We start from the raw sequence: 26592 nt of genomic DNA on the forward strand, positions 1-26592 counted from the left end.
CATCTCTCACGCTCATTCTTTTTAGAATAGCTTGAGGTAGTGAAGTTCAGAGGAAGATGAGATGTTCACCGTCCACGAGAACCTGTCATCACTGGGTACAGTCGAGGGCGAGATGTACCTTCCCCCCGAGCGCAGGGTGCGGACATCACTGCCCGCGATCGACTCCTTCTTTCCTGGGTTCAGATCATCCCAGATCGCCCTGATAGACAGCTCGGACAAGTTCCTCTTTGATCTCACCCACCTCCTCTGCGTAAACGCCATCAGTGACCTGGGGGAGGAGGTAGTGTGGGTGGACGGGGGAAACTCCATCAATCCCTACGAAATCGCCTCCCTTTGCAGGAGATTCCGCCTGGACATGAGAGAGACCCTGGACAGCGTCAACATCGCCCGGGCATTCACCGCTTACCAGATGACCTCTCTCATCGTGGACAAGCTGGAGAGAGAGGTGGAGCGCACGAGAAGCGGCACGGTGATCGTCTCCTGCTTCACCGACCTGTTCCACGACAAGGACATGTGGTGGTCGGAATCGTTCCAGCTCATCAAACGCTGCCTCTCATCCCTGAGGGAGATGACCGAAAGACATTCGTTGGTGACCATAGTGACCAACTACGGCCTCACTAAGATCGGTCACAAGCGGAGCCTTAGCACCTTGATGGAGGAGAGCGCCGACTCCATACTGCGCATCGAGAATAGAAAAAGGGTGCTGGAGCTGTCCCTGGTGAAGGAGGGGAGGATAATGCTCTACCACCCCGTGCCCTACTATCAGACCACGCTTGACGAGTTCCTGAGGTGATGTAATGGGCAGGACAGTTCCCACCTATCGCAGGACGCTAGAATCCATAATTCGAGAGTGGGGAGATTTTCGAAGAGCCTTGGACCGTGAGGACAGAGAAGCCTTCGATAAGGTAATGGCGAGGGCTAGAAAGCACTCGTCCGCTTCCTCCTACGCCGCGCTCTGCGATCCCCTGGAGGCGGTGCTGTTGTCCATCCTTCTGGAGCAGGAGAAGGAGATCGAGTCCCTGAGGAAGGGGAACGAATGAGAGGCTGGATCCTAGATTGCCACCCGGACTACGGGCTCAACTCCATGGTGATGTGGGTCAGGACCGCCGAGAGAGCGGAGCGCCTGGTCCATGATTATCGACCTGATATCTACGTCTGGGCACCAGCGGTGGAGATGCAATCCCTGCCCAGGAGGCTGGAGATGATCGACTTCCCGGACACCTCGATCGAGAGGAAGCGATTGTGGCTGGGCGAGCGCGAGAGGGAGGCGTTGAGGGTGGGAATCCCCCGATACTCGGACATCCAGAACCTGGCGCGGACGATCGACAGCTGGGGCCATCATGACCGCTACCGTCTGTTCAACGTGGACCTCCGCCTGGAGCAGCGCTTCCTCCTGGAGAGGGGACTGTTCCCCCTGGCCCTCACCGACATGAACAACTTGCGGGCACTTGACTCCCCGTGGAGACATGACTACCCCCTCCCACAGTTCAGGGAGGCCATTCTAGACATCGCGGTCAGGGCGGAGAACGGCATCCCCACCTTCGACGATCGGCTGAAGAAGGTGACCGTAAACGACATTGAGCTGGACGGTCCCGAGGACCACATCCTCGAGGAACTCAACCGGGTGATAGCGGAGCTGGATCCCGACATCGTGTACACCGGACGAGGAGATGATTTCTACATGCACTACCTCGCCCGGAGGGCGGAGGAACACGGAATGGTAATGGAGCTGGGAAGGGGAGAAGGCGCCCGGATGTCAAAGGGAAAGAGCTACTTCACCTACGGTCGCATACTTTACAAACCACCCGCTTACAAATTACGGGGCCGAATCCACATAGACCGGGAGCAATCCTTCATGTACGTGGAGGCCGGCGGGATGTACGGCCTCATCGACCTCTCGAGGATGTCGCTCATCCCGGTGCAGGACCTCTCCCGCCTGTCACCGGGGAGCGCCATAAGCGCCATGCAGGTGAACGAGGCCCTGCGCACGGGCCACCTCATTCTGTGGAAGAAGAACATTCCCGAGGAGTTCAAGACCGCCAGGGAGCTGCTGATCTGCGACCGTGGGGGTTTCATCCACAACCCGGTGGTGGGCATTCACGACTCCGTCACCGAGTTGGACTTCTGCTCTCTGTACCCCAACATCATGGTGAGGTACAACATCTCCCCCGAGACCCTGATGTGCGACTGCTGCCCCCGATCATCCATCAGGGTGCCCGAGATCGGGTACCACTTCTGCGAGCGGGAGAGGGGCCTGATACCTCGGGTGATCGAACCCGTGATAAGAAGAAGGATGGCTTGCAAACGCCTCGCCAGGGAGGCCCCAAGACACAACGACATCTACGCCCAGAGGGCCAAGGTGCTCAAGTGGATCCTGGTCACCTGCTTCGGCTACACCGGGTACCGCAACGCCCGCTTCGGACGCATCGAGTGCCACGAGTCGATCACCGCCTACGGAAGGGAGATCCTATTGCGGAGTTCGGAGATCGCCGAGCGCAGGGGATTCAGGGTGCTCCACGGTATAGTGGACTCGCTGTGGCTCTCTGGCGATGGGGACTGCGAATCGTTCTGCGAGGAGATCGACAGGGAGTTCGATATACCCCTGGAGGTGGAAGGCCACTACAGTTGGATCGTGTTTCTCCCCTGCGTCACCACTGACATCGGTGCGCTCAACCGATACTACGGGCTCTTCGACGACGGAGAGCTGAAGACCCGAGGGATAGCGGTCAGGAAGAGGGACACGCCCCCGTTGATAAAGGATGTGCAGCACGAAATGCTCCACGAGCTTTCGAAGGCCTCCTGCTCCAGTGAGTTCCAAGACCGGATAGCCGGGGTGCTGGACCTCTTGTGTATCCACGCAGGAAAGCTTCTCGACGGCTCAGTACCGCTGGAGAAGCTCATCCTCACCAAGAGGGTGTCCAGACGGCTCGAGGACTACCGCCAGTTCAATGACTCTGTTGCGGCGCTCATGCAGCTGCGGGAGAGGGGGTTCGAGGTGCCGCCGGGCAAGGTGGTGCGGTTCATCGTTTGCGATTCCTCCACCAAGGACTTCAGGAGACGGGTCAAGGTTGACCACTTCATTCGCGGGGACGAGGAGTACGATGCTTGGAGCTACATGAATCTGGTAGTGAGGGCCACCGCCGAGCTGATATCCCCCTTCGGATGGGACTTCGACTCCCTTCGGGACCTGATCGATCCCGATCAAGAGACTAACCCAGGAAGAACAGCATTACCGGGATGAGCAGACATCCTGTGAGATGGACCCGTCCCACTCCCACCCTGGGAGGGATCAGCCCAAGAAGCGTTGCCACTCCGAGTAGTAATAGGCCTTGGGGCCCGTTGAATATGAGGACGAGAACGAGAACCAGGATAATGATCAGTTTCCCCACCTTTCCCATGTCGTGTCTTGAGATCGCTCTGGCGAAAATACCGCCCATCTTCAGCGTGAGAAGATATCCCACTCCTGCGGACATGAGAACGGAAAGCAGCAGTAGACCAAACTGGGCGGAAGGAACCTGTGCTAGAAGGTCGAGATCCTCTCCGAGCAGGTCTGCGACCGCGAGCATGGCGCCGGTCCTTCCCCTTCCCGTTACCGACAGGGCGATTAGGCTGAAGACAGTGGCGGATGAGCCTACGGCCGAAACTGTGGTGATGAAGTTCGGCGCAGATTCTTCGATTACCGTTCTACGGGAAATGAAGGAAGCCATTACCGCCCCCGATGTGGAGGTTATTCCTGGGAACCAACCAACCATGCTCCCGGCAAGCACCCCCTTTATCGAGGGTTTGATACGTGATACTTGTTCCAGAGATTCTGTTTGCTCAGGAATGGAGGGGTTGTCCAAAGAAAGTAAGAGAGTGGGCAATCCGAAAAGGCCGGTGAGTAGAGGGAAGAGCGGGCTTTGCTCCATTCCGATCATTTCTCCCAGGGGAAGATTTGCGTTCAGCACTATGAAACCGAGAAGGCCCGATGAGAGGGAGAGCGCGACAGCCCAGGACATTGCCCTCCAGCCGCCTCGCCTTTCCGAGATGATAAGGAAGGTCACAACCCCTAGGAGAATCAGGGGAATCCATGGAGCCAACACATCATAAATTTCGAAAGGAGGGCCCATGACTAGCTGCGATGGCGTGGCAATGAGCACCGCCAATAATGCTCCTACAAGGCTTCCTTTGGCCGAGCAGAGCACAGCTTCTAGACCTTTTCCGGACATAAGCATCCTGTGCCCCGGCAGAACAGATAGCGCCTGTGAGGAATCAGGCGCTCCCAGGAAGATGGATGGAATGAAATCCAGGAAGGAGTGGACCACAGCCGCAGAGACTATGATGGAAGAGATTATCAGAGGCATGACGCCCGGTCCCATACCGGATGATGAGAGCACTCCTACCATGAGATCCTCAAGCCAGGGTTCCATGGCCAAGAGAACAAGTGCCAGTGTGTTCACGTGGATTCCAGGAATCAAACCGCTGACAGATCCAAGTATGGAGCCCAGTAGCGTGGAGTACACGATCATCAGCAGGAGAGGAATATCCACCCAGTTTCCAATCGTTGCGAAGCGTTCTAAATGAGGGTTACAGTCACTTTGCATCGCACCTCGGAAAAGTAGTTAAATATAGAGTTACTAGCCGGAAATCATGACCGGGGTCATCTCTGCCAGGGGACTCACAAAAAGATACAATTCGTTCACTGCAGTGGATGATATATCCTTCGATATCGAGGAGGGGATATGCTTCGGCTTCCTGGGACCCAATGGGGCGGGTAAGACCACGGCCATGAAGATGATCCACTGTGTCTCACCCGTCACCAAGGGGAAGCTGAATGTCCTGGGAATGGATGTCAACTCTCGCCCGAGGGAGATCAAGGCCTTGATAGGAGTGGCATCGCAGGAGGATAACCTTGATCCGGACTTCACCGTCTTCCAGAACCTTATCGTCTACGCCAGGTACTACGACATCGAGAAGGAATTGGCCAAGAAGAGGGCGGAGGAGCAGCTGGAGTTCATGCAGCTGGAGGAGAAGAAGGACGTCAAGATTACTCAACTCTCAGGCGGGATGAAGAGAAGGCTCATTATCGCCAGGGCGTTGATGAACGACCCCCATATCATCATTCTGGACGAGCCCACTACCGGTCTGGACCCTCAGGCCCGTCACTTGATTTGGGAGAAAGTGAGGGAGCTCAAGAAACAGGGCGTGACCGTCCTACTGACCACCCACTACATGGACGAGGCGGAGCAGCTCTGTGACCGCCTGGTAATCATGGAGAGGGGAAAGATCCTGGTGGAGGACAAGCCAAGGAACCTCATAGACAGCGTGGTCGGAACCGGGGTCATTGGGATCTTCCAACCCCTGGGTGAACTGGTGCAGTTCATTAAACAGAAAGGATTTGAATACGAGAGGACGGTGGACGCCCTATACATCTACACTGATGATGCAGAGGAGGTGGTGAACGACGTAGTCGATCGGTTCGATGTCAAAGACTACATTGTACGTAATGCGACGCTAGAGGATGTGTTCCTCAGGTTAACTGGTAGGGGTCTGAGGGAATGAGTCTGATTTCCAATATCAGCTGGAAGTCCCTCCATGTCTGGAGGAGAAACAGGGACGTGTTCTTCATCACTTGGAAGACGAACTTCATCCCGCCTTTCCTGGAGCCTATCCTCTATCTCACGGCAATGGGACTCGGATTTGGCGTACTCGTCGGACAGGTAGAATATCAGGGGAATTTCTACGACTACATCAAATTCCTAGCTCCTGGCCTAATTGCGATATCGATCATGTATTCCGCATTCTTCGAATGCACGTACGGCTCATTCGTCAGGATGCACTACCAGAAGACCTTCGATGCGATAATAGCTACTCCACTAAGCATTGAAGATGTCATAGTAGGCGAGATACTGTGGGGTGCGACCAAAGCCTTCCTCAACTCCACCATAGTGCTCGCTGTGGTTGTGGTGGCGGGACTGGCAGATTTCCCGGGATTTCTCTTAGTGCCAGTAATAGCATTCCTTGGCGGGCTGATGTTCGCCTCCATAGCCATGCTGTTCACGGCTCTGGTTCCGAACATCGATTCGTTCAATTACCCGTTCTTCCTGCTTATCACGCCCATGTTCCTGTTCAGCGGGACCTTCTTTCCACTGACCGTGCTACCGATTTGGGGGCAGAATCTAGCCCAGCTACTGCCCCTGACACACGTGACCACCATGATCCGGGACTTCTCGCTCGATACCTTCGGAGTGATTGATCTTGTCGGTCTATTGTACATAGCTGTGCTCACCGCGATAACCTTCCTGGCAGCGGTGATGATGATGAAGAGACGACTCATCAGCTGAGCACGATCACCTCACCATCACGGATCTCGATCTTCACCAAAGTCTTTATCCTGACGTTAAGTTCCTGTTCCAGGGCGGCCTTCTCATCGGTCTTCTCCACGACGATGATTATGTCCTCGATCCTGGCACCGATCCCTCTCAGAGCGGTGACCAGGGCTCTCATCGTGCCTCCGGTGCTGATCACGTCGTCAACAATCACAACCCTGTTCCCCCTGGAGATGCCGTTGATGTACAGGTCCAATTTTGAATAGCCCGTCACCTGCTTGACGCTGACCTCCCCCGGCAGCCCGTACCTCCTCTTCCGGATGATATTGTATGGGACGCCAGTCTTCAGGGATAGCGGTGCCATAAGTGGGATGGCCATGGCCTCTGCCCCGATGATCAGGTCGCATTCGAAATCGCAGACGGAGCAGATGTGATCGATCACCTCCTCAAGTAGGTCGGGCTCCATGAACGGGATCCCATCCGTCACTGGATGAATGAAGTAATCATATTCGCCAAAGCGAACCACGGGGGAGTCTTTCAGGCTCTCCCTCAGTTTTTCCAACATGAAACAGACGCTCTGAATGGAGAATAGATTTGCGAGGACTTCAAAATTGACATGTCAAACTTGAGGCGAGATGCGAGATCGTTGATTATCTTTTGATAAGAAACTTCTAGTCACATTGCGATATGGTATCGATGGAAGGTGGGGGGCCAGAAAATTCCATCATGAAATGTCCCAAATGCGGGAAGATGATGGATATTGGATACATCGAAACCGAGAGCCTCATAAGTGGTATCAAATGGAGAGATGATATCAGCAGCATATGGTCCATAGTGGGTGTAGGAGGGGAGGCCGTCTCAGGCATCTATCCACTTGGATTGATAAGAATGAGGGCATTGAGATGCAGAGATTGCCGTATAATCACCTTCATGTATTGAAATGATCTTGAACTGCCTCAGAGTCCAGATCAGGTATATCACCTGAAATATCGGGTGTGATGATATTCAAACTCTCAGTTTTGCTTCCCTCCCAAAGGTTCTAATACTAGTATCTGCTGACTGAGTTAACTAGATAGGATTTTTCACTGGTGTCCTAGCTCCTTCATCAGGTAGTCGGGTAATCTAGAAGAATTATCAGTATTTAGGTGAAAGTGAAGGAGGTGAAATAAGATGTCATACGACAGGGCACCCAGGGAGATGCACAAGGCCATCTGTGGGGACTGCAACCAAGAATGCGAAGTCCCATTTAAGCCGACAGAGGGCAGGCCAGTTTATTGCCGCGATTGCTACCAGAAGCACCGCCCGGCTCGAAGCAGCAGGTACTGAGTTATTCTCAGTTCCTAGTAATTTTTTCCTTTTCATAATTTTATTTTGTTCTTATTAATTGTGGATAAAGTCTCCAATGGCTATTAAATCATGATCAAGAAAGCCATGACTTAGGATTATCTCATAGAATTTCCAATAGAAGATTCAATATCGATTCGGTGCTTTCTCTCTTCAATATGAAATGTCATGATGGAGCCTCAATCACACTTGATCCACTTGGCCCCCTTCTTCTGGACCTTTTCCGAAGCCCTTAGTATTCTAAGGGTCCTGCGGATCATCTCCTCAGACACATCGATCTGGAACTGATCCTTGAACCCCTGTCTTATGCCAAGTACGGTCTTAGGTTCATAGAGAATCTTGGGTAATAGTGTTCTCAGATCCTCGTGGAAGTTCCAGGGGAATATGAACCATGTCCAATCATCCTCAGGAACCTCTACTTCGTAGTAATCGGGTTCGATCTGTGAGTGTGCGATGTGGAGCAAGGTCGCCGATCTGATCTCCGAGGGGTCGAGTTCTGCAATATGCTTTGCAGCAAGCGAAAGGCTCTCTCCGGTGTCCGTGATATCGTCCACGATGAGCACCTTCTCCCCGCTGATGTTTGTGTTCAGTTCTTGGGTAAGAAGAGCCTTACCATCGTTGTTCGCGGTTATCCCCCAGTGCTCGGTCTTGACCGCGTAGAGCTTCTTGACCTTCAGATGGTCACAGATCAATCTAGCAGGGATCCATCCACCACGGGTGAGACCAACGACTACCGTAGGGGTGTAACCATCATCCTCTATATCGTTGGCTACGGCCTCGGTCCATGATGCAATCTCGCCCCATGTCAGTATCCTGCACTTGAAGCCCTCTATCTCATCCATTGGAACAACCTCATCCCAAACACCGAAAATATGCCGGTATACTGGTTGAAAAGGAGCACCGAATAGGAAGGTCAAAAAGATTTCCATATAATGCTGGATGTTGGTAACTGATTTTGAATGGAGGAGGAATGATTATCCTGCGGTTTTCTCTTGACCAATGACCGGATCAACGAACTGCAAGTGTCTGCTGTCGAACAGCCCCTTGTCACTGATCTTGAGCTCTGGGAGCACCAGCAGACACTGGAATGAGAGCGTCATGAAAGGCGATGGGAGGCCGCAGCCCATGTCCCGCACCAGATCGAATACCGCTGCGTCCTGATCGACCACGTCCTGTGAATATGAAGTGCTCATGAGCCCTGCAACATCCAGCTCCAATGAGGCGTCCCTCATGCCATCTGTGGCCATGTAGCCGCCGATCTTGGAGACACCGTTCACGGCACGAGCGAGAGAAGTGGGATCGACACCTACTGCCACGATGTTGTGCGAATCGTGGGCAATTGTAGAGGCTATAGCCCCTCTTTTCAAACCGAATCCCTGAACGAAACCTAGGGCTAGCGGCGCATTGTGATATCTGTTCGCTACCGCGATTATCGCGATGTCCCTAACCGGATCTGGACGCAGTTGTCCATTGATCGTGAACAATTCCGCTTCTGATGCCAGGCTCTCGATCTGCCTCTCCAGGACCTTGATTACTCGCACCTTGACTCTATCTTTATTGAAAGGAATAAGGAAGTCCTGAGGAGATCTGTCCTGATGCAGTATTGCCGGATGAACCTCCTTGGGTTTGACCTCGAAGAGAGGCTGGCCGTCCTTGGCGACCAATCTGCCGTCGATGTAGACCTCCTTGACCTCGAATGATTCCAGATCCTTCACGATGACGAAGTCCAGAGGACGCCCTATTTCCACCGTGCCTATTGGGAGTTCATAGTGTTTCGCGGGCCAGAGAGTAACGGCGCGTATCGCGTGAATGGGATCCATGCCGTATTCCACAGCCATTTTCAAGCGCTTGTCCATGTATCCCCTGATCAGCTCGTCGGCCTCCATATCGTCCGTTACCAGGAAACACTCATGTTCACGAGCGAATGGCATGAGGTCCTTCATGTTCCTGGAGGCGCTCCCTTCCCTGACCATGATGGTCAATCCCTTCTCATGCTTCTCTATTGCCTCGTCCAGCTTCGTGGACTCATGATCGGTTGATATTCCTGCAAAAATGTACTTGTCAAGGGGGGCGCCCGTCAGCTCAGGGCAGTGACCGTCTATGGGTTTGGCCAGCTGCCTAGCCACCTCTATCTTTCCCATGACATCGAAGTCCTCATTGATCACCCCCGGATAGTTCATGACCTCACCCAGAGCCACGAACTGCGGGTCCTCCAGCATCTGCCGGATGTCTCTCCAGTCAATTACTGCACCGGAGGTCTCCCATGGTGTAGCGGGTACACAGGAGGGCGCGGTGAAGAAGAAGCGCATTGGTACGCTAGCACCGTCGGCTAGCATGTAGTTGATACCCTCCATACCCATGACGTTGGCTATCTCATGCGGATCCGCGATGACCGATGTCACCCCGTGGGGTACGGCCATTTCCGCGAACCGCGACGGGCAAAGCTTCGTTGATTCGATATGGATGTGAGCATCTATCATTCCAGGAATGATGTAATGATTCTTGGAAACGGGCCTCTGAGTGATCCGAACGAGGTGGTTCTCATAGAGATTCAATCTTGCAGGGACTATGTCCCCGCTCACCACGTCTACGAAATTTCCCTCAATCATCCCTATTCCCCATTTCATATTGTCCGTTATCCAAGAAAAATCTTTCATAACGAGCAACTATGTGTAATGTATGGTGTTCCCGAGAGAGGTGCTCAACGAGCTGAGGTGGCATCCTACGAGGTCACTCGACAAGGCTGAGATAACCTACGAGCACAGAGGTGCACCTGGTGATGTTCAGGTCATTTCAGGAAGCGAGATCGTGGAACTTGGGAGGTCGTTCTTCGGAACGGAGGAATCAAAGATACCCTACCACAGGATACGAAAGATAAGGCTCCTGGGTGAGAAGGGAGAAACGGACAAGATCTGGGAGTTCTCGCCCTGATGACAAGAACCTTTTTCTAAGTGCTCCAATGATGTTAGAATGGTGAGAGCGTGAGGAGTCTCTGGACCATCGGATTGTTGGTCGTTATCGCGATCATCATCGTCCCTGTTCAGGCCCAGGCTTTCGATTTCGACGAGACGATCATTATTGAAGAGGGCAACTATCATGCAAGATCATTCGAGGTCGAGGGGGCCACGCTTCTCCGCTTGAGGGTAATATCCGACACCGGACAGATGGTCGATCTGCTCTTCCTCACACCTGAGAACTTCGAGACATACCAAAGTGAACAACCCTTTGATTATGAGTCCGTATCAGAAATCGGTGCAGTCATAGTGGAGAAGGACTTCATGCTCTTTCCAGGAGACTACTATCTCGTCATAGACAACTCGGAAAGGGTCGGCACTACCCCGGAAGGTGATGTGCAGGTCTCATTTCAATTCGAGGATTACTTTCCCTTGGACGATCTCTTCGATATCATACTCCCAATAACGATCACGGCAATCCTGACCATTGTCATTATCATCATAGTCCTATTCGTCTTCCTGGGAAGGAACGACAAAGAGGAGAGAGATATGTTCCAGGATCGATCGGGTGATAACCGTCGCAAGAAGCAGTAAATAGAATTTGGAACAAGCGCCTTCATTCTCAATCAGATTGGAAGAAGAAAAAGAGGGTTTTCGGGAAGTTATACTCCCATCTGTCGAATCACCTTGGTTCTCCGCAGTTCGGACAGGTCCTCATGAAGGCCGGATACTGGACACCGCACTTCTTGCACTTGACCATCTCATGCTTGGGTTTCTGCGCTTGCTGGGTCTGCTGAGGTGTGGCTGGTTGAGGCTGTTGCGGCACCTGCGCCCTTGGCGGTTCCTGTTGGGGTCTTGCCGGCGCTGGTGGCTGCTGGTACTGCTGTGGCTGTGTTTGAGATGGCTGCTGGTACTGTGGAGGCTGTTGGTACTGACCGGGCTGCTGGGGCGGATAGGGTTGGTACTGAGGCTGAAAAACATCTTGTATCCTCAGAAAGGCGATGATCATGAATATTCCTGGAATAATGCCGAAGATGATACCCAGTATTCCCCATATCAGTAGCCTGTCACTCGCTTCGTTGAACCTCCCCTGGTCAATGGACTCGAAGACCGTTGTATTCAACAAGAAAACGATAATTATGTTGACAGCTGCCGAAGTCAGGAGATATGCACCAAAAGACCATGAACTAAAGAACAGCATGATGACTCCAAAGACCAACCATATGAAGAAGAATACTAAATAGATCAACTGGCCCCAAAAAGCGAACTTCCTTGCTTCAGCTACACTGGCTGGAAGCCATGGTGGTCCAGTGTTGTTTGCTAGGAATGGAAAATCTGCCATACTACTCACTTCACTCCAATCTTATTTGGATAAGCGTTAGAGCATCCCCATGGGAAAAAACCCTCCAAGGTATTTAATCATATCTCCGACTCTTTCAAAATCACTACTGGAAAGGATCTTGAAAGCGGTCTTAAGTGGAAAGATGAGACAGTTGCCGAGACTCTCGAGAGCCCAACCCCGAATACTGGAAAGCGCACAGGATTTTCTACGGCCAGATATTCTTGGAACATGGACGCTTTTCCATTAAATATATATAATCGTTAAGACTACAAACGGACTATCAGTGAGCAAAGAGTGAAAGGATGAAGTATAACGATTACAGAGCTATCTACGACAATTTGAGAAGGCCAAAGGATATTTATGATCTATCGGAGAAATTAGGTCTCGATGAGGAGTTGCTTGATGTTCTATATACCCAGCGCACGGTGAGGGAGACCACCAAGATTTTCTACAGGGTGAAGAACCAGGGACACCGACTCATCAAGGAATGGAAGGGTGGGCAGAGTTTGCTGAATATTGCCAAGAAGTGGCGTTTCTCGCCTATTCTGACCGGCCTCTTCATCTTTCAGGAGATGGGGCATTCTAAGAAAGAATTCTGGAAGTATGTAAGGGACCCCGAGAAAATTGACAACGTACGCCTGAGGAAGGAGATAATCCAGATCACCAATGCTGATTTCGTTTATTCTCCATGGGCTTCGGAGAAGCAGTATCAGAGGGGCGTTTGGGGGGAAGACCTTCTCCAAGAATGGCTGGATGAACAGGATATCAACTACCGAACTGAGAAGGATCTCAGGGGAGAGTTCCCCAAGACACCCGACTGCCTGTTTGACAAGCCCATGGAACTCAATGGCTGGGAGATCCACTGGATCGAGTCTAAAGCCACATTCGGGGACAATATCGAGATAAAAAAGAACATCAAGAGGCAGCTGGCACCATATGTCTCCCTTTTCGGAAGGGGATTGGTCGTCTACTGGTTCGGCTTCCTGGACGACTTTCAGGGTCCTGAGGACATCATCATCACTGATGATAGAATACTCAAATGGAAATTCTGTACAAAGTCATAAGTAGTGAGTATTCCACAATACCCACCGAATGGAGTACATCTCGGCCAGTGACCTTGAGCGATACGGCTATTGCCCCCTGAGCTGGTGGCTGAACAGGACCAGTGAAGTCACCTCTGAAGCTCTAAGAGAGGGAGAGCGCAAGCACGAGAAGATCTCGGAGGAGCTGACCGCAATCCGACAACAGGAACACGCGGCCAACCGGTGGGAACTGCTGGTCATCTCCTTCTCCGTCATCGCTACAGCACTGGCGGTCATAGGCCTCTCTCTCATGCCCATAGAGCAGGCCGCGAGCCTGAGCACTTTCCTAGGAATAGTCTCCATCGTGTGGATTGTAGCGGCCATATTCATGTTGGTCCGCGCTAACCGATTGGAAGAGTCAAGCGACGTCTCGTTCTACCGCAACATGATAGTGGTCTTCGCCATTATTGCCACCTTGGTTGCCATCAACTCCATCACTGTTCTGGGAGTTGATCCAGAAGCGGCCACCGCCTATGAGATAATCGCTCTTCTATGGCTGATAGCGGCCTGCGTAGCCCTTTATTTCCATATCCGAGCCTCCCGAAAGGCAAGAACCAGGAGGGATGAGATCAATGTCGAAGGGGAGATCCATTATGTGGGTGAGGACAACTCACGTCTTCTGAAATCAGAGAAGTACGGGCTATCGGGAAGGCCAGATTACATTCTGAAAATCGATGGCGAGGAGATCCCGGTGGAGGTCAAGACCGGACGAATACCTATGGGTCCGCTGTTCTCTCACATACTGCAGGTGGCAACCTACTGCCTACTCATGAGTGAGGAGAACGGTAAGAGGGTACCCTACGGGATACTCCGCTACGAACACATCGAACACGAGATCGATTACGGTGATGAGCTTGAGACTCTACTTCTCTCCAAACTGAGAGAGATGAGAAACCTCATGGAATCCGGTGAGGTGCACAGGAACCACAATCGAGAGGGCAAGTGCCAAAACTGCTCCCGTAGGTTCATCTGTCCGGAGAAGCTGGTTTGATTATTCTACGGTCACGCTCTTCGCGAGATTCCTGGGCTTGTCGATGGTGCAACCCTTCTTCCTTGCCGTATGATACGCTAGCAGTTGAAGCGCCACTGAGATTAGTATGGGTGTGAGATATGCGCTCACCTTAGGTATGCTGATCATCCTGTCTGCTATCGCTTCCAACTCATCATCGCCCTCAAATCCCACAGCGATCACTGGGCCATCCCTGGCGATGACCTCGGAGATGTTGTGCATCATCTTATCGTAGGTATGGTCCTTAACGCAGGCTGCGATGATGGGTGTACTAGAATCTATGAGAGCCAGAGGCCCATGCTTGAGCTCACCAGCGGCGTAGCCTTCGGCATGCAAGTAGGATATCTCCTTGAGCTTGAGAGCACCCTCCAGGACCGTTGGATAGTTTATGTGCCTACCAATGAAGAATACGTCCCTAGCACCGACCAACATGCTGGCTGCATCTTCGATATCATCCGCCTTATCCAGCATCGCGCGAATGTAGACCGGAAGTGACCTCACCTCACCCATTCTTGCCCGTAGGGTAGATGGGGTCAGGTTTCCCTTCTTTATTCCAATGCGCATCGCCAACAGCATCATGGCGACCACTTGGGTGGTGAATGTCTTTGTAGCCGCTACCCCTATTTCAGGTCCCGCTCTTGTGTAGAAGACCTCATCCGCCTCCCTGGTGATCGTGCTTCCAACTACATTGGTTATGGCGAGGGTTGGACAACCTCTCTGCTGGGCTTCCCGGAGGGCGGCAAGTGTATCGGCGGTCTCCCCGCTCTGGGAGATGACCACGGTCAACGGGTTCTGGCTCACACAACTCGAGTATCGATACTCGGAGGCCAGGTCCACTGTTACAGGCATCTTGGCCATCTCCTCTATGAGGTACTTACCGATCATACCGGCGTGATATGAGGTGCCGCATGCGATGATCTTGACGGTATCGAACTCAACGTCCCTCAGTATCGTGCCATTCTCAATGCTTTCGCTGGCACCAATCAGGGTATTGTGTACAGCAGTTGGCTGCTCGAAGATCTCCTTGAGCATGAAATGCTCGAAGCCTCCCTTCTGGGCGTCCTCTACTGTCCAATCGATACGGTGGACCTCCCTATCCACGGGGTTGTTATCGGAGTCGTATACCTTCACGCTCTCTGAAGTTACCTTGGCGGTGTCTCCGTCCAGAAGGTAGATGACCATAGAAGTGTAATCGAGTAGGGCTGTCACGTCGGAGGCGATGAAATTCTCACCGACCCCTAGACCAATGACCAGGGGATTCTCCTTTCTAGCCACGACAATCTCCTCAGAGCCTTCGACCATTGCCGCAATGGCATAGGTACCCATAACATCATCCATGGTCGATCTCAGAGCATCGTGGAGGTCTCCTTTGAAGTGCTTCTCAAGCAGATGTACGAGAACTTCAGTGTCGGTATCGGAGGTAAATAGATGACCCTCAGACTCCAGCTGCCTCCTCAGGTGGGAGCTGTTCTCGATGATGCCGTTGTGGACCAGAGCGATGCGGCCAGAACAATCAGCGAATGGATGGGCATTCCTCTGAGAAGGTCGGCCGCAGGTGGCCCACCTGGTGTGTCCGATGCCAACAGTTCCCTCCATGCGGGGGAGCGAGCTCTCAAGGTTACTGATCTCACCCTGGTCCTTGTGGATGAATATCGCATCGCCGTTGACCGCGACACCCGCAGAATCATAACCCCGGTACTCGAGGCGTTTGAGGCCGTCGATGATAACATCCGCCGCTCTACGTTGACCCGAGTATCCTATGATCCCACACATCAGTAAACGACACTCCTGTTCTCCAAATTGTCCCTGATCCGCGTTTGGGGGGATATCCGGCAGCCGGCTCCGATGATGCAGCCGGGATAGAGGACCGTTCCAGAGCCAACGGCGGTGTTCTCGCCTACCAGAGCCCCGATCTCATCCAACTTGAACATTTCGTTCTCAACCTTGGTGAACGCCTGGCCACTTGGGGCAGAGCATCCGGGCCCCAACCTTACGCCGTCGTCGATCACTGAGTGTGAAACGTGGACATGAGAGTTCAGAATTACATTGTCCATTATGACGCTCTGTGAAATGAAGGTGAAGGGCTCGATCTGAGATCCATCACCAATCCTTGTTGACGGGAATATGGTGACATTGGGGCCGATATCACATCCTTCACCTATGAACACCGGTCCCTGTATGTAAGTTCCAGAGCGCACCCTGGTCCCTTCGCCGATCTCCACGGCACCCTTGAGGGTTACCCCCGATTCGACGTTACCCGCAATTGATTGTCCTCCAGATCCGAGAGCAACGGCATTGAGACCGATCAGGTCCCACGGGTAGACGGCGTCGATCCACCGTCCAGTGCTTGAGATAGCCCTAAGCTGCAGCTTGGGGAGCATCCTCTGCAACACATTGGTGATTCCCAATCCACCGTCTGAGGCAAGGTTACCCATGTCATCCATCATGTCGGGATTGAAACGGTACATTCCGGTATTGATGACGTTCCCTATGTCCTCCTCCGGTTTCTCCACGATGGAGACCACATTCCCCTTAGTGACCTGGATGACCCCATACTTGGACGGAATATCGCTCTTGGTCACGAGCATCGCTGGTGCGCTGCCCAGGACGAGATCCCGGACGGTACGGCCATCGATGATGTTGTCTCCTGCAACGAGCAGGAATTCATCGTCTATGTAATCCGCTGCGGCCAGCAGCGCGTGGGCGGTTCCCAGCTGTCTTTCCTGAAAGGCATACTGTATCCGAGCCCCAAAACGATGTCCGTCCTCGAAGTGGGACATGATCCGCTCCTTCTTGTAGCCAACGACGATCACGATGTCTGTGATGTCATTCTCAACAAGTGCCCTCACTACATACTCAAGAATCGGCCTCTTTCCCACGGGTATCATGACCTTGGGGCGGGAGACCGTGAACGGACGAAGTCTTGTTCCCTCACCAGCTGCCAGCACAACTGCCTTCAAAGCCTCTCCTCCAGCGATTTCTATTCAAGCGGACGATATTAAATCTTTGCCTGCAAATCCACCCTGAACTTCCAGTTATTGGTTCTCTTCCTTAAAAGATGTCCTCAATGATATCAGTGCCGAGAATTACCCACAAAGCTTTATTGGACACCTTCAATATTTTTCGACTGGTCGTGATAGGCGACCATCTAATGGGGTGGTGGAATGGAACCCAGACCTTCGCTGAGAATCCCTCAGGAAATCTATAGCTTCTTCATGAACCCAGGGGGTCACTCTTTGATCCTTAGAGGCAACGCCGGTACGGGGAAGACCACCTTCGCTCTCCAGACCATGGAGGACCTATCGGATCTAGAGAGAAGCTACTATGTCTCCACCAGGGTGTCCGATGCCTCCCTCTTCACCCAGTTCCCCTGGTTGAAGAAAAGAATGAGCAAGGAAGGCATCGGTGCGGAAGACAATGATAAGGAGTGGCCAAACAGGTCGGGACTGAACGAACTTAAAGGCTACGGGGAGAACCCGGTGGGCATAACCACCGGAGAGATGTCCATCTCCATTGGCAGAGAGCTGAGGGACATTGAAGCGATCTATGAAGCAGTTGAGGTCAACCTTCCCAAGAGATCGCTGGTAGTCATCGACAGCATCGATGCTATGGCCGAGAAGTACGAAATGTCCTGCGCCAAGCTCATGAATACAATGCAGAAGGACATCGTAGAGAAAAACGGCGCTAACACACTCTTCGTTCTTGAGAACGCCGATTCCCAGCTTGACTATCTAGGAGATGGAGTCGTCAAACTGACAGTGAATGAATACCAGCGGAGGAGGATCAGGGAGATAGAAATCCTGAAATTGCGAGGATGCGAGATCTTCCAGCCGAAGTATCTCTATACACTGAAGGGTGGCAAGATCATGAGCTTTGGACAAAACGGCTCGAGCACGGCGATCACACCCAAGCGATGGTCACCCATTCAGGATTCTGATGGGAGGGTCTCAAGTGGCATCGTGGACCTCGATCGACTTTTTGAAGGAGGTCTTGAGAGGGGATCCATCATACTCATCGAGCTCGGCGAGGGAATATCCACATCCTTCACCAGGATCCTTGAAGCTTCCCTGGTATCCAACTTCGTATCGATGGGCAGGGGAGTTCTATGGGTGCCCATCCGGAAGGTCAGTGCGGATGCCGCTAAGGCCCAGATCGTGAAGGCAATAGACGAAGAGAACTTCGACCGCCTAGTACGCATTCCCGTCTCGGCCAATCAGTTTGGGATGTACGAGGCCAAACACATCATGGCTGTCGAAGGATCCGACGCGTCCGCCGATCTCAACTGGAAGACCATAGAGTACAGCCTTCAGGGAGCGGACATGCCTATCCTGTCCTTGATTGGCTTTGATACCATGGAGTCCATATACGGCAGCGGCTTGATGGACCAGATAATGGGACACCTGGCATCGATCAAGGCCAACCAGGGCATATTCGTGGGCATAACCTCACCGTCGGCCCGGTCGACAGAGAGGCTTGCCGACCTTGCCAACCTGCACATCAAGATCGACAGAATTGGTGGGACCATTCTCATCTATGGCGAGGAACCATTCACCGGGTGCAATGCAATCACTTACGATGATAGGGACAAGGGAGCCTGCGTTTCGCTGACGCAGATCGTCTGAGGGATTTCAAGTGATCAAGGCTAAATTCCCCGATTGGTGCTCGATCCTCATGCTGGGGAGCCCTGGTATTGGTTCGCTGGAATTCAATGTTAGCTTGGCAAAGAGTTACATCGAGGAGGGCCAGACCGTTGTTTTTGTCAGCGCCGATATGCATGCTGACAACCTGCTCTATCTCATGGAGAAGTTCGGGATGAACGTGAAAGAGAACCTCGGCAAGAAACTGTTCCTCATTGATTACCATACCTCCCTGCTAGGCACCTTCGAGAACGACGGCCATCACAATGATTCCGTGAGGTATGTTGTAGATCTTGAGGGGATCATGTTCAACATCGATTCCATTGCAAACCAGGTTGGTACCCCGATCAAGATCTTTCTCCAATCACTCTCGACGTTGTTCCTCTACAACCAATCAAACGTGGTGCTCAAGTTCTTCCAAATCTCTAGCTCGAAGATTAGGTCGGAGTTCGGTTCGGTCATTTTCACGCTTCACGACGGGGTGCACGATGGTGCCACCGTGAACCACCTAATGGCCATAGCCGATGGAGTGATTGAACTGAAGTTCGACGACGATCTCAAGAAGAGAATGAGGATAAGGAACATGAGAGGATTCGCGACATCCACCCAATGGATTCCCTATGAGATCAAGCAGGTCCAGCAAATGAACACAAAGCCCTTGCTCGAATGGATATAGATTCATTCATTCCAGAAGGGCTTCCAGGAATGTGACGAATTCTTTCACGCTGGAATTCCCGACCCTCTCAAGGTTGAGGACGCAGAAGGGACATGGAGCCAGGAGAAGGTCGGCTCCTGAATCCGAGAAACTAGACATCTTCTCTTTTGCCAGATCTAGGGCCACGTCTGGATAACCTGCAACGACTCCACCTCCACCTCCGCAGCACATATCGGCATTCTCGAGTTCTAAGACCTCCAGACCAGGAACCTCCTGAAGGAGGGCGAGGGCATAATCCATTGAATGACGCCCTATCGTACGGGAAAGGTGGCACGGCTGGTGAAACGCCACCTTGATATCACCTGCATGCCTGAAACTCAGTCTATTCAATCCAACTGATTCATAAAGGTACTCGATTGTGTGAAGTGGTTCAACACCATAATGGTTGAACAGTTGGGTTGTGCAACCGGGACAGGAAGTGATTATGGTCTCGAACCCATCGAATGTTCGCAGGTTATCCTCCACCAGAGAGTCCATTCTATCCCGGTCTCCCAACTTCTCCAGAGGGGCACCGCAGCAGACCCATCCTTTGGGCACACCGAAGTCCGCCCCAACCTTCTCCAGGGTACTCACAGTACCTCTGTATATGGAGGGGATCCTCTCCCTGCTTATGCAACCCGGGAAGTACATCACTTCCCCCTTTTCACCGGCAGGAGCGGGGGGAGCCTCTCCCTCGGGCTCGATGGACATTCGGAATCGGTCCACGTTCTCAACTATCCTTCGGTGTCCCGGTAGCATCTTCAAAGGATCGAACATCAACTTGCGGATCTCAAGTATTGCCTGAGGTAGGTCGATCCGGGAGGGGCAGACCTCCTCGCACTTCCAGCAGGTAGTGCATTTCATGATATGATCTCTTAAGTGGTCAATCTCCGCAGAGAACCTGGGACCGTCCACGGCCAAGGTTCGGGGACCCGAGAACGACTGGATCCCTTCGATGCAGACAACGGGGCAGGACTGCTCACATCCCCCACATTTTATGCACCGGTCAGTTGTCATCCCACAACCTCCATGATGGTCTGGGCAGCGAGCCATGAGGTGAGCATTGCCGCTCCCATTCCCCCTCCAGAGGGATAAGAGAATCCGGATATTATCGATCCAGCTGCGGCGGCATTTGCTATTATCTCACCAGAACATCTGGGGCGGAGCACGGAATCGACTTCGATACCAGCATTCGAAAGTCCAACTAGGTCCTCAGCGTGAAGCGTCCTGAGATCTTCCCCCATGAATGTGCAGGAAGCGCCCATTATGGGCTCGAGCACAGATTGACCCTTCAAGGTGAGACCTCCTCCCACCGAATCACCGGTGGCGAGTACTATGGAGGAAAGGTCTACCCTCACTTCCCGGGACCGGGAACCCAGGACAACTCCAGTGACCTCGCCATTGAAGATTTCCACATCGACCGCTCTCCAGCCGAGCAGCATGGTGCATCCCTTCGCCCTTGCCATGGATTCCATGGCTGACTGCAACCTTCTTCCCGGGATGGACAGGGGTGTGACCAGCTCGAAGACCTCCTTTCCAGAGCTTCTCTCTAGAAAGCTCATCCCCTCTTGGTAGCCCGAAAGATCGAACACTGGCGGGATACCCACGAGTTCACCCTCTATCTCGGATATGGCCTCTGCCAACTCATTCGTCAGATCGCTTCGCTTGGCCAACCTCGACACTTCACTTGCGGTGAGGTCAGTCCGTCCCTCAAGGGAAGAGGGTTTCGTCCAGAAGGGACGTATCTCCATGTCCAGCGTGGATTTGATCATCCTTGAGGCTAGATCTGAATCCGAATCGCGATGTCCCATTATGCCAAGTAACGAAGCTCCTTTCTCCAAGATGTGCTCCAATCTTCCTCTTAGGCTGTACATCTGAGGAATTGAGCATTGGTAAGGTGTTCCCAAGCTGGTGAGCATTCTCCGTATGGAAAGTGGGTTTCCCCTCATGGGCAATCCCTGCATCTCCAGGTCCGGTATGAGGAAAGAGTACAGGTCCTCCAGGACCATAATCACCTCATCACGATCATCGCCTGCAAGTGAATACGGGAACTGGGAGGAGAGAACATTGGGATCTATGAGATCGCCTTCGATCTTCTCCACCATGCTGATGCAACCGGTGGAAAGGGATGTCGACGTCTCTCCAGTTCCTACCACCGCTACCCTGATACCCCGGGATGCCAAGCGGGAGGCACAGAGCAATCCCGCAGCTCCATGGCCCACCACCAGACAGTCGAAGTCCATCGGAGGAGCGGGTCTAATGGCCCTCACCCCCTTTCCATTCCAATGACAATGATTTGAAGAGTTGAACCTTGAGAAGTTCTTGCCTCAACTGTGTGTCGAAAAGAACTGGTTGAATACCCTTCCACCTTTCTTCCAAGAAGTCCTGGACTAGAGGCAAAGGATCACCCCCCGATTCCTCCAGGACGGAAAGGGACCTGGTCACACACATGCCGGACTGGCAGTATCCCATGCCGGCCCTGGTCCTTCTTAGAAGATCTGCTATGTTCAACACATCCTCCGTCTGGGCGAAATATTCGGCTTCCCCCCTCAGTACCTGCTCGCAGGAGCAAAGCAGCTCCCTGCCCCTCAGGGTGCGGGAGCACATAACGGCTATGTCCCTGCATGCGGCTCCATACTTGGCGGCCATCCTTCCCGCCTGGAGATCCGAGATGAGATCGAATTCGTGATCGGAGCACTCTCCTCCGATTTCTTGAGATGCGGTCCGGCACTTTCCCCTGTTCCCCAGTTTTTCTATCACCAGGTCGGATGCCTTCTCTGCCATCAGTCGGTACGTGGTCAGTTTCCCACCGATGATGCTCACCATGTTGACCACCCCGTCCTGGGAGTGATCGATGAGCTTGAAGGTGCGGCTGATGTCCCTTCCCTCATCCGCTTCGGCAGGAAGAGGCCTGATGCCTGCGTATGCCCTGACCGCCCTGGCCTCTCCAATTGATGGTACCATCTCGGCCGCCTGATGGATCAGGAGCTTGACCTCATCGATGGTGGCCACACAATCATCAGGACTTGGCACCTCATCACAGGTTGTACCGACGATACTGCTGGAGTGACTTGGGACGATGATGTCACCATCGGAGGGAAGACGGAGCCTGTTGACCAACCCGTTCACCTTCCTGCCGTCCATTATGACCAGGGATCCCTTGTCCACCCGGATCGGTATCTCCAGGCCGGCCATGGATGCGATGCGGGAGCTCCAGGCTCCAGTGGCGTTGACCACCATCTCGGGTTTTATCACGTTTAACGAGGTTGACCTTCTGTCCCTGATCCGGACCTCCATCACGGTATCCTCCCAGAGATCCATACCCGCCACCTCACAGTGGTTGCGAACCTCTGCGCCCATGGCCCGCGCCTCCGCCACATTCGCTTGTGTGAGGAAGAACGGGTCAATGTATGCGTCCAGAACAGATACGGCCACCCGGGTGCTGGGAGAGATCAGGGGCTCTCTCTCCATAGCCTCCCTGACAGTGATCTCCTCAGCCTTCACACCAGTGTTCGAACAGCCCTTCATGAAGGTGTCCAAGTAGCTCGCATAGGAGTCGTCGATACCCAGGAAAATTCCCCCGGTATCCTCAATGCAGAAAGGAGCGATCCGTTTCAGTACCTCATTCTCAATGGCACACTCCCTTGCGGAATCGGGGTCCTTTACCGCATAACGAGCGCCGCTGTGGAGCATGCCGTGACTTCGACCCGTGGCGCCGGCTGAGAAGTCCCCTCTCTCTAGCAATATGACCTCTACTCCTCTCATGGAAAGGTCACGGGCAATTCCCGCGCCTGTGGCGCCGCCACCGATCACCAGTGCCTCACACCGCAATGAAACACCTCAACGCTCTTCCTTGGGAACCCAGTCCCCAGCACGCTTGACGGCCCTCTTCCAATTCTCGTACAGAAACTCCCTTTTTCCGAATTTCATGGAGGGCTCGAAAGTGCGGTCTATTATCCAATTGTCCTTGAGCTCGTCCAGATCCTCCCAGAATCCAGACGCGAGCCCGGCGGCATAGGCCGCTCCGAGAGCCGTGGTCTCCTGGATCGTCGGGCGCAATACTTGTACACCAAGTATATCAGACTGAAGCTGGCAGAGGAAGTTGTTCTTTGTGGCCCCTCCATCAACGCGGAGTGATCTTAGCTCGATACCAGAATCGGCCTGCATGGTTTCGGCCACGTCCCTGGTCTGGAAACAAATGGATTCCAAGGTAGCTCGGACGATATGCTCCCTTTGTGTTCCGCGTGTAATTCCCACTATGGTTCCCCGGGCATAGGGATCCCAGTAGGGCGCTCCCAATCCGACGAACGCTGGGACGAAGTAAACTCCTCCCGAATCCTGAACACAGCTGGCCATCTTCTCGGTCTCGGCTGCGTTGACGATGATCCGCAGGCCGTCCCTCAGCCACTGGACCGCCGCTCCGGTGATGAAGATCGAACCCTCAAGGGCGTAGCATACCCTCTGGTCACCGATCTTGTAAGCCACAGTCGTAAGAAGACCCTTGGAGGAGCTGACTCTCTCCGTCCCGGTGTTCTCAAGCATGAAGCTGCCCGTCCCGTAGGTGTTCTTGGCCTCACCTGGCTCGAAGCAGGTCTGCCCGAAGAGAGCAGCTTGCTGGTCGCCGAGATCACCGCAAACCGGCATAGAGAACCCTTCCACTTCCTCCAGCACATTTCCGTAGGTCTCAGGGTCGCTTGACGGCCTCACTTCAGGAAGTATGGCCTCGGGAATGCCCAATACCTCCAGAAGCTCCTGATCCCACTCGCAGACAGATATGTCAAAAAGCAGGGTTCTGGAGGCATTCGATGGGTCCGTCACATGCTGACCGGTCAAATTCCATATCAACCATGTGTCCATGTTACCGAACATCAGCTCGCCGTTGATCGCCCTCTTCATCGCCCCGGGAACATTCTGCAAGATCCATTTGATCTTGGTACCAGAGAAGTAGGGATCCAGTATCAATCCCGTTTTCTCAGAGAAGACCTCTGAGTGGCCATCGGCTACTAGAGACTCACATATATCGGCGGTTCGCCTGCACTGCCAGACTATTGCGTTGTATATTGGATTGCCGGTTTTCCTATCCCAGATTACAGTGGTCTCCCTCTGGTTCGTTACCCCCAGGGCGGAGAGCTGTGAGGCTTCAAGTCGCCTGGCATCAAGGGCTTCCCTCATTACCTTTCGGGTCTTCTGCCAGATCTCCACCGGATTATGTTCGACCCATCCCGGCCTTGGGAAAATCTGGGTGTGCTCCTCGTAGGCGGAGGATATCATCTCACCCTCCTTATTGAAGACCACGAACCTGGTCCCGGTTGTCCCCTGGTCTATGGCACCTACATAATCGGCCATAATACCCTCCCTTTCGAATGTATGAAGGTATCAGTATTTCCAATTTCCCGGGCTCGATAAGTATTGGATTTGAGATCGCTTTCTGCTCAATTCGTTTGCTCGAATTTCTCTATCTCACTAGCCTCTTTGATCAATGAAAGGGTAAGAGCTATCCTAATGGCCACTACCACTGCCAGTATGCTGACCTCTTCGAGGCTACCCTTGACCACCGTAAGGATTATGTCTGCCCCGATGAGGAAGTCAAGCCCGAGGATCATCCTATGAGTGAAATCATGCCTTATCGTTCGGTCACTGTGTTTGGTCCTTCTCGTCGACTCCTTCAGCAAGAAAAGGATGAACGCCATGATTCCAGCATAGAATATTAGAAGAACCCCCGCCACCGCAAGGATGTCCGAGAGAATGGTCATCAGTTCGAAGAGCAGAGAATCCATTGGTAAAACAAGTGTATGTTGACATATTAATATATTTCAGAGATTGTAAATGGGTCAGAGAAAATTTAGTAGAAGTAGCGGGGGGTCGATTTGAACGACCGATCTCCGGGTTATGAGCCCGACGGGATTTCCTGGCTACCCCACCCCGCTGTGCGATTCTCTATAAAATCGACCTAGATAAGGTTTTGGGTCAGAAGAACTTTTTGAAACGCATTAGGTCCTCGATATCACCCTTCACCCTAAGCTTCCGGAGTGCAAGCGCCTTCATGGGTTTTATCTTTCGGGAAATGACCCCCTCCATGGTCTCTGGGTCGGATATCAACTTGATATCCGCATCATCCAGCAATCCATCTTGGAATGAATGGACCCTCCCATTATCCAGTATGAAGGAGTATTTCTCACTCCCAAGGTCGATGTTCACCTTCTTGACGATTCCAGACAGTTCCTCCCTCATCTTCTCGTCCTTCTCGACCTTTGAGTGGAACTTGTCGATCATCTGCTGAATAGATTCCTTTACTACCATGATTAGTCCGTCCAGTCGGTAAGCCTGTGCGTCCGCGAGAGGTTCAGGAGCCTTCTGGATGTGTCCCAGGACCTCCTGGCGTAGGGGGGTAAATCTCCCTTCTCACTTATCCAGTTTTCTAGGAATGCTATGGTGACTGGATCACTGGCATATCCGCTCCCAACAGGTTGATCGAGCTCCTCGCTGATTCGATCCATAATGCTGTCACGGGTCTCTTTAGCCACGATCGAGGCCGCCGATACCACTGGATATTGCTCGTCGGCTTTATGTTCGCAGATCATCTGGACATCGAAGTCCAGATGGCTGCAGACCATCCTTTTGAACCTGTGGGGATCAACATCTGCCGCATCGGCGAAGATCGTGCTCCCCCTGAACCTTGAGAGGGCGGTCGCGAATGCGCGGGCCTCGATGCTATTCAGAGAATCACTAGCCCGCTGCTTGTCGATATCATCGTGGGTGATGATCACAACCTCGATATCCGCCACCTGATGGATCGCTGAGTGAAGGTCGATCCTCCTGGCCCGGGTAAGCTTCTTGGAATCCCTGACCCCCATTTCGATTAGGGGAGTATCGTCCTCCACCATCACGGCGGCCACAACCAGCGGTCCAAGCACCGGACCCCTTCCCGCCTCGTCAACTCCGCACTTCCTAGACAACCTAAGATCACTCATTGCAACCCTTTCAGATGGCCTGGATTATCCATCTTACCCCGTATTAGATTTTTGGCTCGAAGAATTCAATTCAAGCCAATTAGAAAATCCTACCATTTTCCCTGTTCGACGGCTAATCTTTAAGTCATGCGTTCCAATGCCGGTTCCGGTGAGAGCATTCCCACCTCGGACGTCCAAAACAGATACCTAAACAATGGTTACAAGCTGACCAAGGTCGGCGTTACAGGAGTGAAGAAACCGGTCACGGTAAG

At 52.9% G+C, this 26592-nt stretch carries 28 protein-coding genes and 1 tRNA gene; 14 read left to right on the forward strand and 15 right to left on the reverse strand.

Annotation, left to right across the window (positions count from 1 at the left end; translation table 11 throughout):
* Positions 1-61: 61 nt before the first annotated feature.
* Genes GKC03_04510 through GKC03_04520 form a run of 3 tightly spaced genes read left to right on the forward strand, consistent with a single transcriptional unit; the run spans position 62 to position 3241 of the window.
* Positions 62-793: a hypothetical protein gene (locus GKC03_04510; protein ID NYT11799.1), complete on the forward strand. Its 732-nt coding sequence runs from the start codon at positions 62-64 to the stop codon at positions 791-793.
* Between the two features lie 4 nt (positions 794-797).
* Complete coding sequence (locus tag GKC03_04515; protein NYT11800.1) at positions 798-1040, forward strand: hypothetical protein; 243 nt, start codon at positions 798-800, stop codon at positions 1038-1040.
* A complete protein-coding gene (locus tag GKC03_04520; protein NYT11801.1) occupies positions 1037-3241 on the forward strand; it encodes a hypothetical protein in 2205 nt (734 codons plus the stop codon). The genes GKC03_04515 and GKC03_04520 overlap by 4 nt, the downstream gene beginning before the upstream one ends.
* Here the strand turns inward: GKC03_04520 and GKC03_04525 are convergent.
* Positions 3210-4583 carry a hypothetical protein gene (locus GKC03_04525; GenBank protein NYT11802.1) on the reverse strand — a complete coding sequence of 458 codons (1374 nt, stop codon included), beginning with the start codon at positions 4581-4583 and terminating at the stop codon, positions 3210-3212. The two genes, GKC03_04520 and GKC03_04525, sit on opposite strands and share 32 nt — an antisense overlap.
* 46 nt (positions 4584-4629) lie before the next feature.
* On the opposite strand from GKC03_04525, the gene GKC03_04530 reads away from it, so the two are divergent.
* Positions 4630-5541 (forward strand): ATP-binding cassette domain-containing protein, encoded by a 912-nt coding sequence (locus GKC03_04530; GenBank protein NYT11803.1) that lies wholly within the window; start codon positions 4630-4632, stop codon positions 5539-5541.
* Complete coding sequence (locus GKC03_04535; GenBank protein ID NYT11804.1) at positions 5538-6323, forward strand: ABC transporter permease; 786 nt, start codon at positions 5538-5540, stop codon at positions 6321-6323. The genes GKC03_04530 and GKC03_04535 overlap by 4 nt, the downstream gene beginning before the upstream one ends.
* Here GKC03_04535 and GKC03_04540 read toward each other — a convergent pair.
* The gene (locus GKC03_04540) at positions 6316-6873 is read right to left on the reverse strand and encodes a purine phosphoribosyltransferase family protein (GenBank protein NYT11805.1); all 558 of its coding nucleotides are present in this window, start codon (positions 6871-6873) and stop codon (positions 6316-6318) included. The two genes, GKC03_04535 and GKC03_04540, sit on opposite strands and share 8 nt — an antisense overlap.
* Positions 6874-7004: 131 nt before the next feature.
* Between GKC03_04540 and GKC03_04545 the strand changes: the two genes are divergently transcribed.
* Positions 7005-7247, forward strand: coding sequence for a hypothetical protein (locus GKC03_04545; GenBank protein NYT11806.1), 243 nt, complete (start codon positions 7005-7007; stop codon positions 7245-7247).
* 231 nt (positions 7248-7478) lie between these two features.
* Complete coding sequence (locus GKC03_04550) at positions 7479-7634, forward strand: DNA-directed RNA polymerase (GenBank protein NYT11807.1); 156 nt, start codon at positions 7479-7481, stop codon at positions 7632-7634.
* Between the two features lie 197 nt (positions 7635-7831).
* On the opposite strand, the gene GKC03_04555 is transcribed toward GKC03_04550, so the two are convergent.
* Positions 7832-8494, reverse strand: coding sequence for a phosphoribosyltransferase (locus GKC03_04555; GenBank protein NYT11808.1), 663 nt, complete (start codon positions 8492-8494; stop codon positions 7832-7834).
* Positions 8495-8626: 132 nt separating this feature from the next.
* On the reverse strand, positions 8627-10261 hold the full coding sequence (gene ade / locus GKC03_04560; protein ID NYT11809.1) for an adenine deaminase: 1635 nt from the start codon (positions 10259-10261) through the stop codon (positions 8627-8629).
* A 70-nt stretch (positions 10262-10331) separates the two neighbouring features.
* Between ade and GKC03_04565 the strand changes: the two genes are divergently transcribed.
* Together GKC03_04565 and GKC03_04570 are read left to right on the forward strand one after the other, a co-directional pair.
* Positions 10332-10583 carry a DUF504 domain-containing protein gene (locus GKC03_04565; GenBank protein NYT11810.1) on the forward strand — a complete coding sequence of 84 codons (252 nt, stop codon included), beginning with the start codon at positions 10332-10334 and terminating at the stop codon, positions 10581-10583.
* A 50-nt stretch (positions 10584-10633) separates the two neighbouring features.
* Positions 10634-11200 (forward strand): hypothetical protein, encoded by a 567-nt coding sequence (locus tag GKC03_04570; protein NYT11811.1) that lies wholly within the window; start codon positions 10634-10636, stop codon positions 11198-11200.
* 88 nt (positions 11201-11288) lie between these two features.
* Here the strand turns inward: GKC03_04570 and GKC03_04575 are convergent, their stop codons facing one another.
* Positions 11289-11948 carry a zinc ribbon domain-containing protein gene (locus tag GKC03_04575; protein NYT11812.1) on the reverse strand — a complete coding sequence of 220 codons (660 nt, stop codon included), beginning with the start codon at positions 11946-11948 and terminating at the stop codon, positions 11289-11291.
* A gap of 302 nt (positions 11949-12250) precedes the next feature.
* On the opposite strand from GKC03_04575, the gene GKC03_04580 reads away from it, so the two are divergent.
* Both GKC03_04580 and cas4 read left to right on the forward strand, forming a co-directional pair.
* Positions 12251-13012: a hypothetical protein gene (locus tag GKC03_04580; protein ID NYT11813.1), complete on the forward strand. Its 762-nt coding sequence runs from the start codon at positions 12251-12253 to the stop codon at positions 13010-13012.
* Positions 13013-13040: 28 nt separating this feature from the next.
* A complete protein-coding gene (gene cas4, locus GKC03_04585) occupies positions 13041-14021 on the forward strand; it encodes a CRISPR-associated protein Cas4 (protein NYT11814.1) in 981 nt (326 codons plus the stop codon).
* On the opposite strand, the gene glmS is transcribed toward cas4, so the two are convergent.
* The gene (gene glmS / locus GKC03_04590; protein ID NYT11815.1) at positions 14022-15812 is read right to left on the reverse strand and encodes a glutamine--fructose-6-phosphate transaminase (isomerizing); all 1791 of its coding nucleotides are present in this window, start codon (positions 15810-15812) and stop codon (positions 14022-14024) included.
* Positions 15812-16999, reverse strand: coding sequence for an NTP transferase domain-containing protein (locus tag GKC03_04595; protein NYT11816.1), 1188 nt, complete (start codon positions 16997-16999; stop codon positions 15812-15814). The genes glmS and GKC03_04595 overlap by 1 nt, the downstream gene beginning before the upstream one ends.
* Positions 17000-17203: 204 nt before the next feature.
* On the opposite strand from GKC03_04595, the gene GKC03_04600 reads away from it, so the two are divergent.
* Both GKC03_04600 and GKC03_04605 read left to right on the forward strand, forming a co-directional pair.
* Entirely contained in the window at positions 17204-18661 is a 1458-nt protein-coding gene (locus GKC03_04600) for an AAA family ATPase (GenBank protein NYT11817.1), read from the forward strand.
* Between the two features lie 10 nt (positions 18662-18671).
* Positions 18672-19352: a hypothetical protein gene (locus GKC03_04605; protein NYT11818.1), complete on the forward strand. Its 681-nt coding sequence runs from the start codon at positions 18672-18674 to the stop codon at positions 19350-19352.
* A gap of 6 nt (positions 19353-19358) precedes the next feature.
* On the opposite strand, the gene GKC03_04610 is transcribed toward GKC03_04605, so the two are convergent.
* The 8 genes from GKC03_04610 to GKC03_04645 all read right to left on the reverse strand — a co-directional run bounded on the left by GKC03_04610 (position 19359) and on the right by GKC03_04645 (position 26341).
* Positions 19359-20387 carry a 4Fe-4S dicluster domain-containing protein gene (locus tag GKC03_04610; protein NYT11819.1) on the reverse strand — a complete coding sequence of 343 codons (1029 nt, stop codon included), beginning with the start codon at positions 20385-20387 and terminating at the stop codon, positions 19359-19361.
* Positions 20384-21640 (reverse strand): FAD-binding protein, encoded by a 1257-nt coding sequence (locus GKC03_04615; protein ID NYT11820.1) that lies wholly within the window; start codon positions 21638-21640, stop codon positions 20384-20386. The genes GKC03_04610 and GKC03_04615 overlap by 4 nt, the downstream gene beginning before the upstream one ends.
* The gene (gene glpA, locus GKC03_04620) at positions 21627-23201 is read right to left on the reverse strand and encodes an anaerobic glycerol-3-phosphate dehydrogenase subunit A (GenBank protein NYT11821.1); all 1575 of its coding nucleotides are present in this window, start codon (positions 23199-23201) and stop codon (positions 21627-21629) included. The genes GKC03_04615 and glpA overlap by 14 nt, the downstream gene beginning before the upstream one ends.
* Before the next feature lie 9 nt (positions 23202-23210).
* Entirely contained in the window at positions 23211-24716 is a 1506-nt protein-coding gene (glpK, locus tag GKC03_04625; protein NYT11822.1) for a glycerol kinase GlpK, read from the reverse strand.
* Positions 24717-24802: 86 nt separating this feature from the next.
* The gene (locus tag GKC03_04630) at positions 24803-25147 is read right to left on the reverse strand and encodes a DUF1622 domain-containing protein (GenBank protein NYT11823.1); all 345 of its coding nucleotides are present in this window, start codon (positions 25145-25147) and stop codon (positions 24803-24805) included.
* A 75-nt stretch (positions 25148-25222) separates the two neighbouring features.
* Positions 25223-25297 (reverse strand) — tRNA-Met (locus GKC03_04635).
* Positions 25298-25337: 40 nt separating this feature from the next.
* Entirely contained in the window at positions 25338-25670 is a 333-nt protein-coding gene (locus tag GKC03_04640; protein NYT11824.1) for an SCP2 sterol-binding domain-containing protein, read from the reverse strand.
* Positions 25671-25672: 2 nt separating this feature from the next.
* Positions 25673-26341 (reverse strand): ribonuclease HII, encoded by a 669-nt coding sequence (locus GKC03_04645; protein ID NYT11825.1) that lies wholly within the window; start codon positions 26339-26341, stop codon positions 25673-25675.
* A 126-nt stretch (positions 26342-26467) separates the two neighbouring features.
* Between GKC03_04645 and GKC03_04650 the strand changes: the two genes are divergently transcribed.
* A partial coding sequence (locus GKC03_04650; GenBank protein ID NYT11826.1) for a GTP cyclohydrolase I FolE2 occupies positions 26468-26592 on the forward strand: 125 nt, incomplete at its 3' end.

The organism is Methanomassiliicoccales archaeon (assembly GCA_013415695.1).
Classification (GTDB): Archaea; Thermoplasmatota; Thermoplasmata; order Methanomassiliicoccales; family JAAEEP01; genus JAAEEP01.